The 14859-nt window shown below is 48.5% G+C and carries 18 protein-coding genes; 17 read left to right on the top strand and 1 reads right to left on the bottom strand.

All coding sequences use genetic code 11. The features are described 5' to 3' along the window. Positions 1–79: 79 nt before the first annotated feature. The 4 genes from H595_RS24365 (at position 80) to H595_RS0105785 (ending at position 3513) form a co-directional block, all read left to right on the top strand. Complete coding sequence (locus H595_RS24365; protein ID WP_205623177.1) at positions 80–253, top strand: hypothetical protein; 174 nt, start codon at positions 80–82, stop codon at positions 251–253. Beyond that, entirely contained in the window at positions 222–425 is a 204-nt protein-coding gene (locus tag H595_RS0105800; protein ID WP_205623176.1) for an FG-GAP repeat protein, read from the top strand. Before H595_RS24365 ends, H595_RS0105800 begins: the two co-directional genes overlap by 32 nt. Before the next feature lie 311 nt (positions 426–736). Beyond that, positions 737–1270, top strand: a complete 534-nt coding sequence (locus H595_RS0105790) for a hypothetical protein (protein WP_027670363.1) — start codon at positions 737–739, stop codon at positions 1268–1270. Positions 1271–1455: 185 nt separating this feature from the next. Next, on the top strand, positions 1456–3513 hold the full coding sequence (locus H595_RS0105785) for a tetratricopeptide repeat protein (RefSeq protein WP_169338539.1): 2058 nt from the start codon (positions 1456–1458) through the stop codon (positions 3511–3513). A 45-nt stretch (positions 3514–3558) separates the two neighbouring features. Here H595_RS0105785 and H595_RS0105780 read toward each other — a convergent pair whose 3' ends face one another. After that, positions 3559–4029: a hypothetical protein gene (locus H595_RS0105780; RefSeq protein WP_027670361.1), complete on the bottom strand. Its 471-nt coding sequence runs from the start codon at positions 4027–4029 to the stop codon at positions 3559–3561. Between the two features lie 246 nt (positions 4030–4275). On the opposite strand from H595_RS0105780, the gene H595_RS0105775 reads away from it, so the two are divergent. From H595_RS0105775 to H595_RS0105715, 13 genes are all read left to right on the top strand, one after another. Continuing rightward, entirely contained in the window at positions 4276–4623 is a 348-nt protein-coding gene (locus tag H595_RS0105775) for a metalloregulator ArsR/SmtB family transcription factor (RefSeq protein ID WP_027670360.1), read from the top strand. 18 nt (positions 4624–4641) lie between these two features. After that, entirely contained in the window at positions 4642–5646 is a 1005-nt protein-coding gene (locus H595_RS0105770; RefSeq protein WP_027670359.1) for an ArsJ-associated glyceraldehyde-3-phosphate dehydrogenase, read from the top strand. Between the two features lie 11 nt (positions 5647–5657). Then, positions 5658–6872 carry an organoarsenical effux MFS transporter ArsJ gene (gene arsJ, locus H595_RS0105765; protein WP_027670358.1) on the top strand — a complete coding sequence of 405 codons (1215 nt, stop codon included), beginning with the start codon at positions 5658–5660 and terminating at the stop codon, positions 6870–6872. Further along, a complete protein-coding gene (gene chrA, locus H595_RS0105760) occupies positions 6862–8055 on the top strand; it encodes a chromate efflux transporter (protein WP_027670357.1) in 1194 nt (397 codons plus the stop codon). Before arsJ ends, chrA begins: the two co-directional genes overlap by 11 nt. Before the next feature lie 108 nt (positions 8056–8163). Beyond that, a complete protein-coding gene (locus H595_RS0105755; protein ID WP_027670356.1) occupies positions 8164–8442 on the top strand; it encodes a DUF3297 family protein in 279 nt (92 codons plus the stop codon). Positions 8443–8639: 197 nt separating this feature from the next. Continuing rightward, complete coding sequence (locus H595_RS0105750; protein ID WP_027670355.1) at positions 8640–9365, top strand: 5-oxoprolinase subunit PxpA; 726 nt, start codon at positions 8640–8642, stop codon at positions 9363–9365. Continuing rightward, positions 9362–10069 carry a 5-oxoprolinase subunit PxpB gene (gene pxpB / locus H595_RS0105745; RefSeq protein ID WP_027670354.1) on the top strand — a complete coding sequence of 236 codons (708 nt, stop codon included), beginning with the start codon at positions 9362–9364 and terminating at the stop codon, positions 10067–10069. The genes H595_RS0105750 and pxpB overlap by 4 nt, the downstream gene beginning before the upstream one ends. Next, complete coding sequence (locus H595_RS0105740) at positions 10066–11007, top strand: 5-oxoprolinase subunit C family protein (protein ID WP_027670353.1); 942 nt, start codon at positions 10066–10068, stop codon at positions 11005–11007. The genes pxpB and H595_RS0105740 overlap by 4 nt, the downstream gene beginning before the upstream one ends. Further along, entirely contained in the window at positions 11008–11853 is an 846-nt protein-coding gene (locus H595_RS0105735; RefSeq protein WP_027670352.1) for a DUF4392 domain-containing protein, read from the top strand. Between the two features lie 377 nt (positions 11854–12230). Beyond that, positions 12231–13097, top strand: coding sequence for an aminotransferase class IV (locus H595_RS0105730; RefSeq protein WP_027670351.1), 867 nt, complete (start codon positions 12231–12233; stop codon positions 13095–13097). A gap of 221 nt (positions 13098–13318) precedes the next feature. Then, positions 13319–13816 (top strand): DUF6795 domain-containing protein, encoded by a 498-nt coding sequence (locus H595_RS0105725; protein ID WP_205623175.1) that lies wholly within the window; start codon positions 13319–13321, stop codon positions 13814–13816. 22 nt (positions 13817–13838) lie between these two features. Further along, a complete protein-coding gene (locus tag H595_RS21660; RefSeq protein WP_084153485.1) occupies positions 13839–14546 on the top strand; it encodes a lipase family protein in 708 nt (235 codons plus the stop codon). A 78-nt stretch (positions 14547–14624) separates the two neighbouring features. Beyond that, a partial coding sequence (locus tag H595_RS0105715) for a transposase (protein ID WP_156885926.1) occupies positions 14625–14859 on the top strand: 235 nt, incomplete at its 3' end.

Here is a 14859-nt window from a genome sequence, read left to right as displayed (position 1 = left end):
TCAGGCTGCTTCTATCTTTAAATTCTTATGCTGTTTCACCCTGGCAAAAACGTGCCAAATTTATGCAAAGCAGCACAAGTTGTTAGCTGACGATGCTAAAGCTGAAAAAGCCGGTGCCGTCTATGTGTATGAATTTGATGGAAAACACTGGCAACATCAAGCAAAGCTTATGGCACAGGATGGCGCAGATACAGATATTTTTGACGTCAGAGTGGCATTGTTTGGCTATACAGCACTTATTTCTACCAGATGAGAACGATGTCGAGGGCATTGGTAAGGACGCAGGTTTTGCCTATATATTTGAGCGAACAAAAGGTCATTGGACGCAGACACAAAAGTTAGTTGCACCTGATGGTAAAGCTGAGGACAGGTTCGCTAATGGCGTAGCGCTAAGCAAAGACACAGCCTTAATCATTGCTATGTGAGATTAGAGGCACTGCAGCTTGTGATAACAGCATGCTTTGCCCCTGATAGGCTTTAGTGGTTCGATGACAAAGCGCTCTAAGTCGCTTGATGTATACCACAACCCTGCGGGGGCCTGCTCTGGATGCCGCCGCCAGCGGCAACTGCCTTACCATGGGCAAAACAGGGCAAAGTCTTCCCGGCCCGGTTTTGCCCTGCTGTTTGATTGGTTTCAGGCCTCCACTTGGTTATGTTGAATTTACCCCTAGCCCATCTTTGTTTGCGATGCGGCAAAACGGGCATGAATCTTTTGACCTAACCGAAGGACACTGATATGAAAAAGCTTATTCTATCCACGCTGGCAGCCAGCGCATTGTTATCTTTATCGGCGCAGGCGGTACCCTGGTGTCATCGCGGCACTATTGTGCAAATAGCCAATGTCAGTTGGAGCGAAGCACAGATCCTGGCTAATTTTTATGGCGCAGTACCTGGCGGCGTAGTAGATGCTGAGGTGTACAAAACATCACAGGCGACCAATAACTATGCCTCTACTTTTGCCGGTGGTGGTGGTGGTTTTGGAGGTTATTCAGTACCGGGGTCTGGTACCGTACGGGTAACCCATTATGCGCCTTATACACTAACTAATATGGTAGGCCCAGGTTACTACTTCACTAGTCAGGGCGTGCAATTTAAGCTGCACAAATGCTACACCATTCCCCCTATGGTTGTAGTACATGAACTGGCAACGGTAGAGCCTCCGGAATCGGGTACTGGCTTTACGCCATTACGCGGTGTGGAAGCGATTAAAGAGTACTGGCAGATCACCGACCCCAATAATGACCCGGATGGCAAAGAGCGCAAAAACTAAGTTAGCGATTAACTTAGTGCCATGGCAGCCATGTGTCCGCCATGGCACAATTTACGCTAACGTGCGCAACTTGAATTAACAAAATGTTAAGTGTAGTGTGACGCCATTATCCTTTGCTGTTGTTATTAATGCGTATTGTGCCGCAAACAAGCTTGCTTATTGTTATATTCTCTCTGGTGTTGCTTATGTGCACTAGCCCGGTCTATGGCCAGTCCAACCCAGAAGCATGTTTTAATCGACAACTGAATGCCCAGCAGCAAATTGATCAATGCCGGGCACTCTTACACTGGCCAGCAGCTGATACACCAGAGATAGCCACATCTCAAGATGCCGACATAGTGTTAAAACTAGCTGAGCTCTATACCAGTAACGCGCATTTTGGACAAGCCAGTGAGCTGCTGGGCGCATTGCAATACCGCAGCCAAGTGCTATCAGCAGAGCAAAATATTCAACTGCTTCGACGTCAGGGAATTTTGGCGTACCGGCAAGGACAGCGGCCCAAGGCATTGCGCCTGTTTAGCCAAGCTATACAGGCAGCACGTGATAGCGAAAAGCCTTTATTGCTGGCAATGACATTATCAGATGCAGGTACCGCGCATCTGGCCATGACACAATACGCCGAAGCAATCGATCATTACCGTGAAAGCTTGGCATTAAAAGAGCAGTATCAGGCTTCACCTTCCAGCCAGGCCGTAACGCTGAACAATATTGGTAGCGTGTTTCGCAAATTAACCGACTGGGCACAGGCAGAGCATTACCTTAATCGTGCGGTACAGTTATACCAGCAAGATAATAATAGTGATCAAGCCAGCCATTCTCAGGAGGAACTTGCACTGGTGTACCTGCAACAAGGGAATAGTACACAAGCCATAGCCATACTAAGACAAACGCTAGCTTATTTTCAGACCGTAGCAAACCTACATGCTGAACTACGCGTGATGTTGCTGTTGGCTGATGCTGCCTTAAACCATCGAGATATTAACTCAGCTGCTAACTGGTTGCAGCAGGCAGAGCAATTAGATTTGCAATTGGGGCCATCCGACCAGTCGGTTATTTTAAGACTACAGCTGGGTAAATTACTGCAACAACAAGGTCATTATCAGCAGGCAGAAGCCATGTTCAGCCTTGGCCAACAACTTGCGACAACACAACAGGCTACCGATACCAACCTGCAATTGCAACAAGCTCTGGTTGATAATGCTATCGCTTTTAAGCAATGGCAAAGTGCACTCCGCTATCAACAACAACTGACGATGGCCCAACTGGCACAGTATCAGCAGAATTTTGCCGACACGCTGGCACAGCAGCGCAGCCAACTGGAATACGAGCAACAGCAAAAAGCCATTGGCCTACTGAGTAAAGAGAATGAAATTAAAGCATTACAAATAAGTGTTCAACGTAATCAACTGTTTATGCTACTTAGCGCCGGCAGTCTTCTGCTATTGTTGCTGGCTTTATTGTGGTTTTGGCAACAACGCAAAAGACAGCACGCGCGGCAACAACTCGAAGCTGAATTGGCCTGGCATGCCCGCCAGTTTGCTGACCTTGGTGCCAGCCATAGTTCTCTTAAAGCAGCTTTTGGTCAGCTTAATCTTGCTATAATGATTTTTAACAACAAGCAACAACTACTGTTTGTTAATGATGCCTGTTGCCGCCTGTTTGCCTTACCTTTGTCGGCATTTAATTCGCTGCTACTCGGCAATTTCATTCCCCCACAAAATGATCGGTTCTGGCAATTGTGGAATAACGACGAACCGGTTGAGCATGAGTATCTACCGCAGCAAAGTTTGCAACTGGGGCAGCAACACTACCAGCTAAACTTCAGTGTAAGCATGTTGGCGCGTGAGGAGCCGTTAACTCTACTGGTGCTGTCAGACCCTCATCAAGCTAATAGTTTACCTTGTTCCGCTTTAGTTCCTCAGGCCAGTTTTTCGCAAATGCTGGTTGATTTGCTGCTTAGCAGTTTGGCGGCTTGGGAATCAAGTACTAACAGCAGTCGCATTGAATTGGCTGAACAAAGCGGTATCTGGCGGGTTTCCATCGACGATGGCCGAATTAGAACCCGCTCACTGGATCGTTACTTATCCGTCAAAACTTTGCCTAAACACCCACGCTGGCGTGAAGTGCTTCGTACCGCACACTTCGTACTAGCGCAATGTACACTGCCAGCCGACACTCAGCAGCAACTGGTGAGTAAGTTGAACAGCGTTACCGCTTATATCAGAGCACAGTCTTTGCTTTAACTTCCTTTGCTTTCACTGCCAAATAAGTAGCAATTTTTATCAAAATTAACGATAAAGTTCGATATTCTGTCGCGGCTGTTCGCGCACTGCAGGCATACTGCAATAACCACAGGAAAACTGGATGCCCTGTGCCAGTTGGTACAATGTATGATGATCAGTTTCATTATTCTTAAATACAGCTGGGGTATGAAATATAGGCCGAACAGTGCCATCATGCCCATCAGTAGCATATGCCAGTTCCCGTTCACTAAAAGCACGACATAGCCCCTCTGCTGTGCGCCGGGCAATGGTGTAATCATCATCATCAAAGTGACCGCAGCTTTTGAGCTGCCCACACACCTGTGCTGAATCAGCTTTAAATTGACGCAACAACGGATCTTTCAGAGAAAACTCTCCCAGCACCGTAACATTGCCACCGCGACACCAGCCAGATTCCAGGGCTTCATCATGTGCCACTGCAGAGCACCCGACCATTACACCAAGCGCAGCCAGTATAAGTTTAGTTGTGACGTGCATAAATTCTCCTTTGAATTACCGTTGTTACTCACTATGTTACTTTACCTATCACTGACAAAAAACACAGCGAAAGAGTTGGGCAAAACCGGGCAAAAAAACATAAAACCATGAATTTATTGAAAAATATAAAGCATCATCTTGTACTAATTGTTTGACTAATAAATTTCACAAAAATGTCATTTGTATATATGAATATCCATATATATGATAATCCACATGTAATGTATTTTCTAGAGACCTGGCAGCATGACACCCGTGGCGTTTTTCAAATTACTTGCCGATGACACCCGGCTCTTGTCTATACTGTTGATCGCTGATCAGGGCGAGTTGTGTGTATGCGAACTCACCTGCGCTTTGAATGAAACACAGCCGAAAATTTCACGTCATCTGGCGATGCTACGTAAAGCCCAGCTGTTGCTTGATCGCCGTCAGGGCCAATGGGTGTATTACCGCATTAATTCAGATTTGCCTGATTGGGCGCTTAGATGTATCCGCCAAACCCTGACGCAAAACCCTGATATGTTGGCACCGTTACAACAAAACCTGTGTGCTATGGGCGAGCGGCCACAACGTTTATCAACCTGCTGCGCTTAACCTGAACTGGAGACAACAATGACCCTTAAAGTAGGTATTAACGGCTTTGGCCGTATCGGCCGCTTAGCACTGCGTGCTGCCTTTGACTGGCCGGCGTTGGAATTTGTGCAAATTAACGATCCGGCGGCTGATGCAGCAACTTTTGCTCACTTACTTAACTTCGATTCTGTACACGGCCGCTGGCAGCACAATGCCGATCACAACGACAATAAGATTGTTATCAATGGTAAAGCCATTGCAGTAACCGGCAATAGAGCGATTGCTGATACTGACTGGTCAGGTTGTGACGTGGTCATTGAAGCCTCAGGTAAAATGAAAACCAGTGCCTTGCTACAAGGCTATTTGGATCAAGGCGTAAAACGCGTCGTGGTATCGGCACCGGTAAAAGAAAACGGAGTACTTAATGTGGTGATGGGCGTAAACCAGCACCTGTTCGATGCCAGTAAACACCGCATTGTCACTGCTGCTAGCTGTACCACGAACTGTTTAGCTCCGGTGGTAAAAGTCATTCATGAAAAACTTGGCATTAAACATGGCAGCATAACCACCATCCATGACTTAACCAATACGCAGTCAATACTGGACACGCCACACAAAGACTTACGTCGTGCCCGTGCCTGTGGCAGCAGTTTGATTCCAACCACCACCGGCTCAGCTACCGCCATTACCGAAATATTTCCCGAGCTTAAAGGCCGGTTAAACGGCCATGCGGTGCGTGTGCCACTGGCCAACGCCTCGCTAACCGACTGTGTGTTTGAAGTAGAGCGCCCCACCAGTGCTGATGAAGTAAACGCCTTACTTAAAGCCGCTGCTGATAACGAACTTCAGGGCATTTTGGGTTATGAAACACGACCACTGGTGTCGGTCGATTATAAAACCGACCCACGATCCAGTATTATCGACGCGCTTTCTACCATGGTGATTAATGGCACCCAGGTAAAAATATACGCCTGGTATGATAACGAGTGGGGCTATGCCAACCGTACTGTAGAGTTGGTGCGGCTGGTTGGTCTTGCAGGATAACAGGCTTACCAATGCGCGCAGATATTAGGCAGTATTTGGTTGTCACCGGTAACTACTGGGCATTTACCCTAACCGATGGCGCGCTGCGCATGCTTATTGTGCTGCATTTTTATCAGCTGGGTTATACGCCGTTGGCCATTGCCTCGCTGTTTTTGTTTTATGAGTTTTTTGGCGTCGTGACCAACTTGGTTGGCGGCTGGCTGGGCGCAAGGCTTGGCCTGAATAACACAATGAATATCGGCTTGTTGCTGCAAGTTATCGCGCTAGCAATGCTACTAGTGCCAGCAGAAGCGTTAACCGTAGTGTGGGTGATGGTAGCTCAGGCCGTATCAGGCATTGCTAAAGACTTAAATAAAATGAGTGCAAAAAGCGCCATTAAACTGCTACTGCCAGAGCACGCCCAAAACGCGTTATATAAATGGGTCGCCCTGCTTACCGGCTCCAAAAATGCACTTAAAGGTGTCGGGTTTTTCTTAGGCGGCCTGCTGCTATCGCTATTGGGCTTTAGTGGTGCTATTGCCCTTATGGCTGCTGCACTCCTGCTGGTATGGCTGCTTAGCCTATGCTTACTTAAACAAGACCTTGGTAAGACAAGCTTTAAACCGAAGTTTAGCCAGTTGTTGTCAAAAAGCCCTGCGCTTAATACCTTGTCTGCCGCCCGGTTATTTTTATTTGCCGCACGGGATGTCTGGTTTGTTATTGCGCTACCGCTGTATCTGGCCAGCCAGTTTAACTGGCCGCACAGTGCTGTCGGTGGTTTTCTTGCGTGCTGGGTTATTGGTTACGGCATAGTGCAGGCGCTGGCACCACGTATTACCGGTAACAGCAAACAGCAAGCGCCAGGGGCTAGCGCGTTGTTATTCTGGGCGCTGCCGCTATGTGCACTGCCATTACTTATTGCTGCAGGCATCAGCTACACCCCACAAACACTGGCCGTTTTGCTTGGTGGTTTGCTGTTATTTGGTGTGGTATTTGCTATTAATTCAGCGCTACATAGCTATTACATTGTGCGTTTAGCCCGTGCCGATGGTGTATCGCTGGATGTCGGCTTTTATTATATGGCCAACGCCACCGGCCGCCTGCTTGGCACCGTATTGTCGGGCTGGGCGTATCAGAACTGGGGCCTGGTAGCCTGTTTAATTATCTCATCGCTATTACTATTGGCTGCTGTCGCGTGTAGCTGGCGCTTAACTGCTCTCGAACCTGAGAATGGCTATGGCGGATAGCCGCATCAAACCCGGGTTCTGGGTCATTTTCAGCATATTTCTAAAGCTGGGGCTAACCAGTTTTGGCGGGCCAGCAGCCCATATTGGTTATTTTCGTCATGAGTTTGTCAGCAAAAAACACTGGCTCAGCGATGGCGACTACGCTGCTCTTGTCGCGCTGTGTCAGTTTTTACCTGGCCCGGCAAGCAGCCAGGTGGGTATGGCTATTGGCTTACAACAAGCTGGCTTTCGTGGCGCACTGGCCGCCTGGTTAGGCTTTACACTGCCCTCCGCCCTGTTAATGCTGGCATTTGCATTTAGCCTGACACTGTGGCATTCACCACTTTTAAACGGTGCATTACATGGCCTAAAGTTAGTTGCGGTTGCAGTAGTCGCACATGCTGTATTGGCCATGGCACACAGCTTATGCAATAGCCGGCGTAAAGCGATGATTATGCTGTTAAGCACCGCTTTTATGTTGTGGCAGCCGGAAGCGATAATGCAGCCCTTGCTAATACTAGTGGCTGCGGTAGCGGGTTATTTACTACTACGCGAACAACCGGTAAAGCACGATATACTCCCACCGGCTAACACGGTTGCACAACGATTTACGGTAAGCAGCGCGATGTTATTTGTCTTGTTATTAATTGGTCTACCTATTGCCGCGCAGTTTTACGCCCTACCCTCTCTTAGCCTGATAGATGTTTTCTATCGCACTGGCGCGCTGGTGTTTGGTGGTGGGCACGTGGTGCTGCCGTTATTGCAAGCCGAACTGGTGCCAACGGCGCTGGTAGATGCTGATCAATTTATGGCGGGCTATGCTGCAGCGCAGGCTGTACCCGGGCCACTATTTAGCTTTGCCGCCTTTGTTGGCGCCTTGCTGCCCGGCGTAAACCCATTGCAGGGTGGGCTACTGGCATTGCTGGCAATTTTTTTGCCATCGTTTTTAATTCTGCACGCAGTACTACCCTACTGGCAGCGGCTTGCTCAGTTCAATGCCGCACGCGCAGTTATTGCCGGTGTTGGGGCTGCGGTTACCGGGCTGTTGCTGGCAACCCTTTTTCATCCGCTGGGCACTAGCAGTATTTTTACACTAAGCGATGCTGCTTTTGCTCTGCTGGCCTTCGCTGCCCTACAGTATTTGCGAGCACCGCCCTGGTTACTGGTATTAGCAGGTGCTGTTACCGGCATGTTGTTGCATTAAGTAAGATGGGCAGTGCTTACCCATTAAGCAGTTTATAACAACCTCCACTTGAGCAGCCTGCCAGCTTTGCCTACAATAGCGCACGTTTTACTTACTAAGGCACAAGCCATGAACGACACAACAAAAAATGATGCAGTAACAAACGACACTGCGGCACGCCCGGATTTACCCGATCGCTTATCGGTTAACCCTCGCAGCCCGTATTATGTAAAAGACATATTTCAACACGATGTTGGCATCACATTAAACGGTAAAGACCGCTTTGATGTAGAGGAATATTGTATTAGTGAAGGCTGGGTAAAAGTAGCCGCAGCCAAAGCGCTGGACCGTCGTGGACAACCGCTGTTAATGACCTTAAAAGGTAAAGTAGCAGCGTTTTATCGCTAACTATTACTGCTGTCTAAGCGCTAATCTCTATAGCGGTTACTTCAGTCTCATGCCACGTAATGCATAGACCGTAACCGCAATCTCAGCTGCCCCACACCATTGCTGCAATGACGTATTCTATCGCATACGACTAGACTATTACTTAAATTAAACGCAACATGAATAAATTATTTTTCAACTGCAGCGACGGAGGCAGGATGAAACTCAATTGTGATTTAGGCGAAAGCTTTGGCAGCTGGCAAATGGGGCTGGACGATGATGTTATGCCGCATATCGACATGGCCAATATTGCCTGTGGTTTTCATGCCGGTGATGCCGATGTCATAGCGCGCACCCTAGCACTGGCGAAGCAACATGGTGTCACAATTGGTGCTCACCCGTCCTACCCTGACTTACAAGGCTTTGGCCGGCGCAGTATGGCGTTGTCGCACAGTGAAATTATTAATACCCTGCGCTACCAAATAGCGGCGTTGGATGGCATGGCGCTTAGTGCCGGGCTAAGCCTAAGCTACGTTAAGCCACATGGTGCGCTATACAACGATATGATGAGCAAGCCCTTGGTGTTCGACGCGGTGCTCGATGCTATAGCAGGCTACTATAAGCCGCTTAAACTGATGATCCTTGCGACGGCCGATCAGCAGCACTTTAGTAATGTTGCTGCAGAAAAAGGCGTTGATTTGCTATTTGAAGCCTTTGCCGACAGACGTTACACCGATGATGGCCAGCTTACGCCACGCAGTCAGTCTGGCGCCGTGCTGCATGGTGTTAAGTTACTCACCCAGGTCGCACAGCTGGTAAAACAGGGTACCGTGACTACAGACTCGGGCAAGCAACTGGCCCTTAAAGCCGACACCCTGTGCGTACATGGTGATAACAAGGCCGCCATTGCACAGATCCAGCAAATAAGGGCGCTATTGGGATGAGCTTGTTACATTTTCAGCTGACACCGGCCGGTGAAAACGCCCTGATGCTATATTTTGACCAACGGATAGACCCGCAAATATCAGCCTTAGTGCAACAGGCGTGTGTGCTTATCCGCAACGAACTTACTGATGATCTTATTGATTTACTGCCCTCTTATGCCTCGGTATTAATTCTGTTTAACCCATTATCCACCGATCTACATCGTGTCTCAGCACAGCTACAACATAGCCTGAAGCACCTGCAAAGCGGTAATAGCCAAACCGGTAACACCATTGAACTGCCGGTGTATTACAGTGAAGAAAGCGGGCCAGATTTAGCCCTTATCGCCAAGACAAAAAACATTAGCATTACTGAGGTTATTCAGCGTCATCAGGCACTTAGCTATCGTGTGTATGCCATTGGCTTTGCTCCCGGTTTTGCGTACTTAGGAGAAGTAGACCCTCTGTTACAGATGCCGCGTTTGGCTACGCCGCGCGCTAAAGTGCCGCGTGGTGCAGTTGCCATTGCTGACAGACAAACGGCGGTATATCCGGCGCAATCACCCGGCGGCTGGAACCTGATTGGCCTGTGCCCAACGCGGATGTTTAACCCGGATAGCACACCGGTGATGCCCGTCGCGGTTGGTGACGAAGTGCGCTTTGTTGCTATAGACAAAGCGGAGTTTCTGCGACTGGGTGGTGAAATACCTGGAGACGAACGATGAGCGGCTTTACCGTAATAGCACCCGGCGTACTAAGCTTATTACAAGATAACGGCCGCTTTAGCCAAGGCGCTTTGGGCCTTACCAGCGGTGGGCCAATGGATGCGCCATCAGCACAGTGGGCGAACCTTTTGCTGGGTAATCAGCATAACGCAACCTTAATAGAATGCAGCGTCGGCGGCTTGCAAATGCGGGCAGAAACAAACAGCTATATCGCCGTTACCGGCGCAACCTTGCCCCTAAGTATTAATGGCAATACCGCAGAATTATGGACAGTACATAAAATCCGGCAAGGCGATGTTATTGAGCTTGGCATGGTAAGCAAAGGCTTGCGGGCATATTTGGCCGTAGCCGGTGGTTTTAACGTCGCACCGCAGTTTGGTAGCACCGCCACGGTGCTACGCGAAGGCATTGGCGGATTAAACGGTAATAAACTGCAACCGGGCGACTCACTACCTGCCGCAACAGTAAACAGCCTGCCACGAAGGCACTTGCCTGTACATCACCAGGTGCAATTTAATCGTACCCTTACACTGCGGTTGGTAGAAGGCTATCAAGCACAAAGCTTTAACAGCACTGAGCGTCAGCGCTTTTACCTACACAGTTATACAGTCACGCCACAGGCTGATCGCATGGGCTATAAACTCAGTGGCAGCGCCATCCGTTGTCAACAAACACAGCTATTATCCGAGGGCATCTGCTATGGTGCAGTGCAAATTCCACCGGATGGCCAGCCCATAGTACTGCTGAACGACCGCCAAACCCTGGGTGGCTACCCCAAAATTGGTAGCGTCCTGTCGCTAGATTGCGCCTTATTAGCCCAAGCCGCTGCGGGAACCGAAGTCTATTTCACTCCGATAAGCCCAGAGCAAGCGCACAATGCGCTTTGTCTGGCTAAAGTTCGCACTGATGCACTAACCAGCCAAATGGTGAACCTGTAAATGACAACATTGACACCACAGTATCTGGCCATTAGCCAGCAGATAGAACAGCTATTAGTGCGGCAAAACCCAAGAGGCATGGCAACCTTAAAACCGCATTTGCGCCCTGGCTATATCCTGCGCGCCGCCCGGTTGCTTAATCAATGCCGTGGTACTGTCCTTATCGGCACTGGCTTTCCGGTATTAGACACTTTTGAAACTGATGGTCCGGTTGGCGCTATTGGCTTGTATAAGCTGCTTGAACAATTGGGTGCCAACCCTATTATTGTTTGTGGCGACCCGCTATACAGCGCGCTAAAGGCCGATTACCAGTGTTTTCAAATTAAGGTAAACCAATACGACGCACTGCCTACAATTGCCAGTGTCGCACTTACAGAGCTTAAGCCGCAACTGGTGATCTCCATTGAGCGGCCCGGTTTTAACGCGCAGCAGCGCTACGCTAACATGCGCGGTGAAGATATCAGCGCGCGTTGCGCCAGCTTCGATTACTTTTTAACCCAAGCGCACTGCCCTACTATTGGCATTGGCGATGGCGGTAATGAAATTGGTATGGGTAATTTATACCAACAAGTAAGCGCGCTTAACATTACGCCTTGTGTTACCCAATGTGACGAGCTCATTGTTGCCGATGTCTCCAACTGGGCAGCCTGGGGTTTAACGGCTATGGTGTCTTTGCTACGCGGCGAAAACCGGCTAAGCGACGCCGACCCGCTGGCGATTTTGCAATATTTATCCGCCAAAGGCAGTGTCGATGGCGTTACCCGGTTAAATACCTTAACCGAAGATGGCCTGGCACATACTGAAGGCCAGCAACTGATTGATGATCTTCAGTTACTAATTAAGTGAGAATCGGCTTAGCCTAAACCGACCGTTGAAGCCCCGGATGGGCGGAAACGAGCCTACAAGGATGTATTTACGGCGCGTCGGTGTGGGTAAACCGGTTCGATGATATAACTACATAATGTGAGAATCGGCTTACCCTAAACCGACCGTTGGAGCCCCGGATGGGCGGAAACGAGCCTACACGGATGTATTTACGGCGTGTCGGTGTGGGTAAACCGGTTCGATGATATAACTAAATAATGTGAGAATCGGCTTACCCTAAACCGACCGTTGGAGTCCCTGATGGGCAAAAACGAGCCTACAAGGATGTATTTACGGCGTGTCGGTGTGGGTAAACCGGTTCGATGATATAACTACATGCCACGAACAAGAGAACCGCAATGACAACAGTGTATTTAAATGGCAGCTTTATGCCGGCCAGCGAAGCTAAAATATCGCCGATGGACCGCGGCTTTTTATTCGGCGACGGCATTTACGAAGTGATCCCAAGTTACGGCGGTCGCTTTGTCGGATTTGGTCCGCATATAGACCGTATGCACAGCGGCCTTGCCCAGCTATCCATTGACCCAAAACTAAGTCTGAGTGACTGGCAGCAGATTGCCGACACATTGATTGCCGATAACCGCGCCGAACTGGGTGACAACCTCGGGGTGTACTTTCAGGTAAGCCGCGGCACCGACACCAAGCGCGGCCATGCCTTTCCCAGCAATATCAGCCCAACCGTATTTGGTTATGCGTTTGCAATAGGGCCAGAACCCGTAGCCGATAAGAGCAAAGCCACCACTTATGCTGTAGTCACCGGCCAGGATTTACGCTGGCAGCGCTGCCATATAAAATCGACATCCTTGCTGGGTAATGTGCTGCACTACCAGCAAAGCTATGCCCAGGGCGCGCAAGAAATACTGCTGTTTGATAAAGACGGTAACCTTACCGAAGGGGCAGCGGTAAACGTATTTGTGGTAAAAGATGGTGTTATTGCCACCCCACCCCTTAGTAATAAACTCTTGCCCGGTATAACCCGGCACATTTTGCTGGCGATACTGGCAGAGCATAGCGATATCAGTGTGGAACAACGTGATGTCAGTGAAGCCGAGGTATTAGCCGCAGATGAAATTTGGCTTACCAGCTCCAGCAAAGAAATTGCGCCCGTATTATTTGTAAATGATAAGCCAGTTGGTAGTGGTCAGGTGGGTGATGTATGGCTGGCCGTACAACAGCTATTTAGTCAGCATAAATTTGCTTACTAAACAGCTTGTTTTTTTACTTAACACCTGTTCACTTACCATACATCTTTTTGTTAACTAAACAGCTAAGTTTTATGGTGCAGCCACCTGGGTTGCACCCTTCCCCCCACACTCTGCAACTTTAACAAATAATTAATTTACAAAATGTTGCTACTTGGTTATCTTTTAGCAACCTATTTTCATCAGAGCCGCAAATGCATATTCCTCTGTTTAGGCGAAAGCCAATGCTGTTTTTGGTAGCAGCGCTGAGTTTTTTGGTTTTTATTATTTTTTCACAACAGGTTATGGCAGATATGTTTAGTTGGTTTAAAAAATACGATGTGCATTTATCGCCTGCAGTACAAGGCACTATTACGTTTCATGGTAGCCCAGTAGCTAACGTTAAAGTATTCCGCGAGCTCACTTATGATAAAGAGTATCTGGACCATGCAATAACTAACCACGACGGTTTTTTCACCTTTGATGAAAAGAATATTCGCTCACGTCGTCCAGGCAGCGCCTTTGATACTTCGAAGCGTCAGGTACTGTATGTTGATTATAACGAACAACGCTATTTACTCTGGTACTTCACAACTCTAAATGCCTCTGCGGCAAAGACGTTGACTGAAAAAATGCAACAGTTGCGCTGCGAATTAACTCAACCGGAAACAACCTACGAATTACCTAACCATGAGTATCCTGATCACCCTCACGGTGTGACAGGCATATGCAGTCTGGATTAATTACCACCGAAAGGATCATCTAATGGCAACGTTAACACCTAAACTTGCAGTCCAACTGGCGTCCGTCGCATATGACATTAAGGAACCCAGCTCATCAGGTTTATATCGTTTTGGCAAATCGGCACCTGAGGTAGAAAAAGCTTTTCAGTTTGATTTATCAAATGGCCCAATTCAGGGTATTTCCGGTAGTATTTTGGCTAGGATGTTAAAACGTTCTACCGGCTTTGCTGCTGTTGGCAAAGGCAAAGGACAATATGACGGCGATCATGTGATTGCAATCCGGGGTACCGCCAGCCTTAGTGATGGCATTACTGATGCCCACATAGGTTTAACCGGTGGTGATAATAACTCCTTGATACATGCTGGTTTTAATAAAACTTTCCAAAGCATGAAACCTGCCTTGGAAAGCACACTAAATCCCATGCTAGCTCGCAGCTCTTCTGGCACAGTTCATTGCGTGGGTCATAGTTTAGGCGGCGCTTTGGCACATATCACGGCTGACTGGGTCAAACGGCGCTACAAAAATAAAGTATTCTTGTACACCTTTGGCGCACCTCGTGTCGGGCTTGACGGCTTTGCACTAAAGACCTCCAACAATATCGATCGTATTTTCCGCTGTACTCACGCTGCCGATCCGGTACCAATGGTGCCTTTATGGCCCTTTGTTCACGCACCTTATCATGGTGAAGAAGTATTGTTAGCGCCAGGTCAGGGTATTAGGGCTTGTTGATCTTTCGAGATGGATTATTAGACAGCATGATGGGCTGGTACAATTACTTTCGCCAAAAACTAACCATGACAACCCATCATGCCAAGGACAATGTTAACAGACGAGTGCTGGTCAAAGCTAATCAGATTGATGCTTAAAACAGGCCGCATTTATGACAAACCGGAACACAGAAATACTTTCGAAGGCATTTTGTACCGGATGCGGGTCGGTTGCCCATGGCGCGATGTGCCAGAAACTTTTGGAGATTGGAGCGCCATCTACCGGCGTTTTAACTTGTGGTCTAAAAAAGGCATTCTGATGCAGCTATTCGCCG

This window comes from Rheinheimera baltica DSM 14885, from assembly GCF_000425345.1.
GTDB lineage: Bacteria > Pseudomonadota > Gammaproteobacteria > Enterobacterales > Alteromonadaceae > Alishewanella > Alishewanella baltica.
This window is presented reverse-complemented; position numbering and strand designations above follow the sequence as displayed.

Coding starts and splice junctions, on each gene's coding strand:
- H595_RS0105790 (WP_027670363.1), top strand. CDS start 737: ATGAAAAAGCTTATTCTATCCACGCTGGCAGCCAGCGCATTGTTATCT.
- H595_RS0105785 (WP_169338539.1), top strand. CDS start 1,456: ATGTGCACTAGCCCGGTCTATGGCCAGTCCAACCCAGAAGCATGTTTT.
- H595_RS0105780 (WP_027670361.1), bottom strand. CDS start 4,029: ATGCACGTCACAACTAAACTTATACTGGCTGCGCTTGGTGTAATGGTC.
- H595_RS0105775 (WP_027670360.1), top strand. CDS start 4,276: ATGACACCCGTGGCGTTTTTCAAATTACTTGCCGATGACACCCGGCTC.
- H595_RS0105770 (WP_027670359.1), top strand. CDS start 4,642: ATGACCCTTAAAGTAGGTATTAACGGCTTTGGCCGTATCGGCCGCTTA.
- arsJ (WP_027670358.1), top strand. CDS start 5,658: ATGCGCGCAGATATTAGGCAGTATTTGGTTGTCACCGGTAACTACTGG.
- chrA (WP_027670357.1), top strand. CDS start 6,862: ATGGCGGATAGCCGCATCAAACCCGGGTTCTGGGTCATTTTCAGCATA.
- H595_RS0105755 (WP_027670356.1), top strand. CDS start 8,164: ATGAACGACACAACAAAAAATGATGCAGTAACAAACGACACTGCGGCA.
- H595_RS0105750 (WP_027670355.1), top strand. CDS start 8,640: ATGAAACTCAATTGTGATTTAGGCGAAAGCTTTGGCAGCTGGCAAATG.
- pxpB (WP_027670354.1), top strand. CDS start 9,362: ATGAGCTTGTTACATTTTCAGCTGACACCGGCCGGTGAAAACGCCCTG.
- H595_RS0105740 (WP_027670353.1), top strand. CDS start 10,066: ATGAGCGGCTTTACCGTAATAGCACCCGGCGTACTAAGCTTATTACAA.
- H595_RS0105735 (WP_027670352.1), top strand. CDS start 11,008: ATGACAACATTGACACCACAGTATCTGGCCATTAGCCAGCAGATAGAA.
- H595_RS0105730 (WP_027670351.1), top strand. CDS start 12,231: ATGACAACAGTGTATTTAAATGGCAGCTTTATGCCGGCCAGCGAAGCT.
- H595_RS0105725 (WP_205623175.1), top strand. CDS start 13,319: ATGCTGTTTTTGGTAGCAGCGCTGAGTTTTTTGGTTTTTATTATTTTT.
- H595_RS21660 (WP_084153485.1), top strand. CDS start 13,839: ATGGCAACGTTAACACCTAAACTTGCAGTCCAACTGGCGTCCGTCGCA.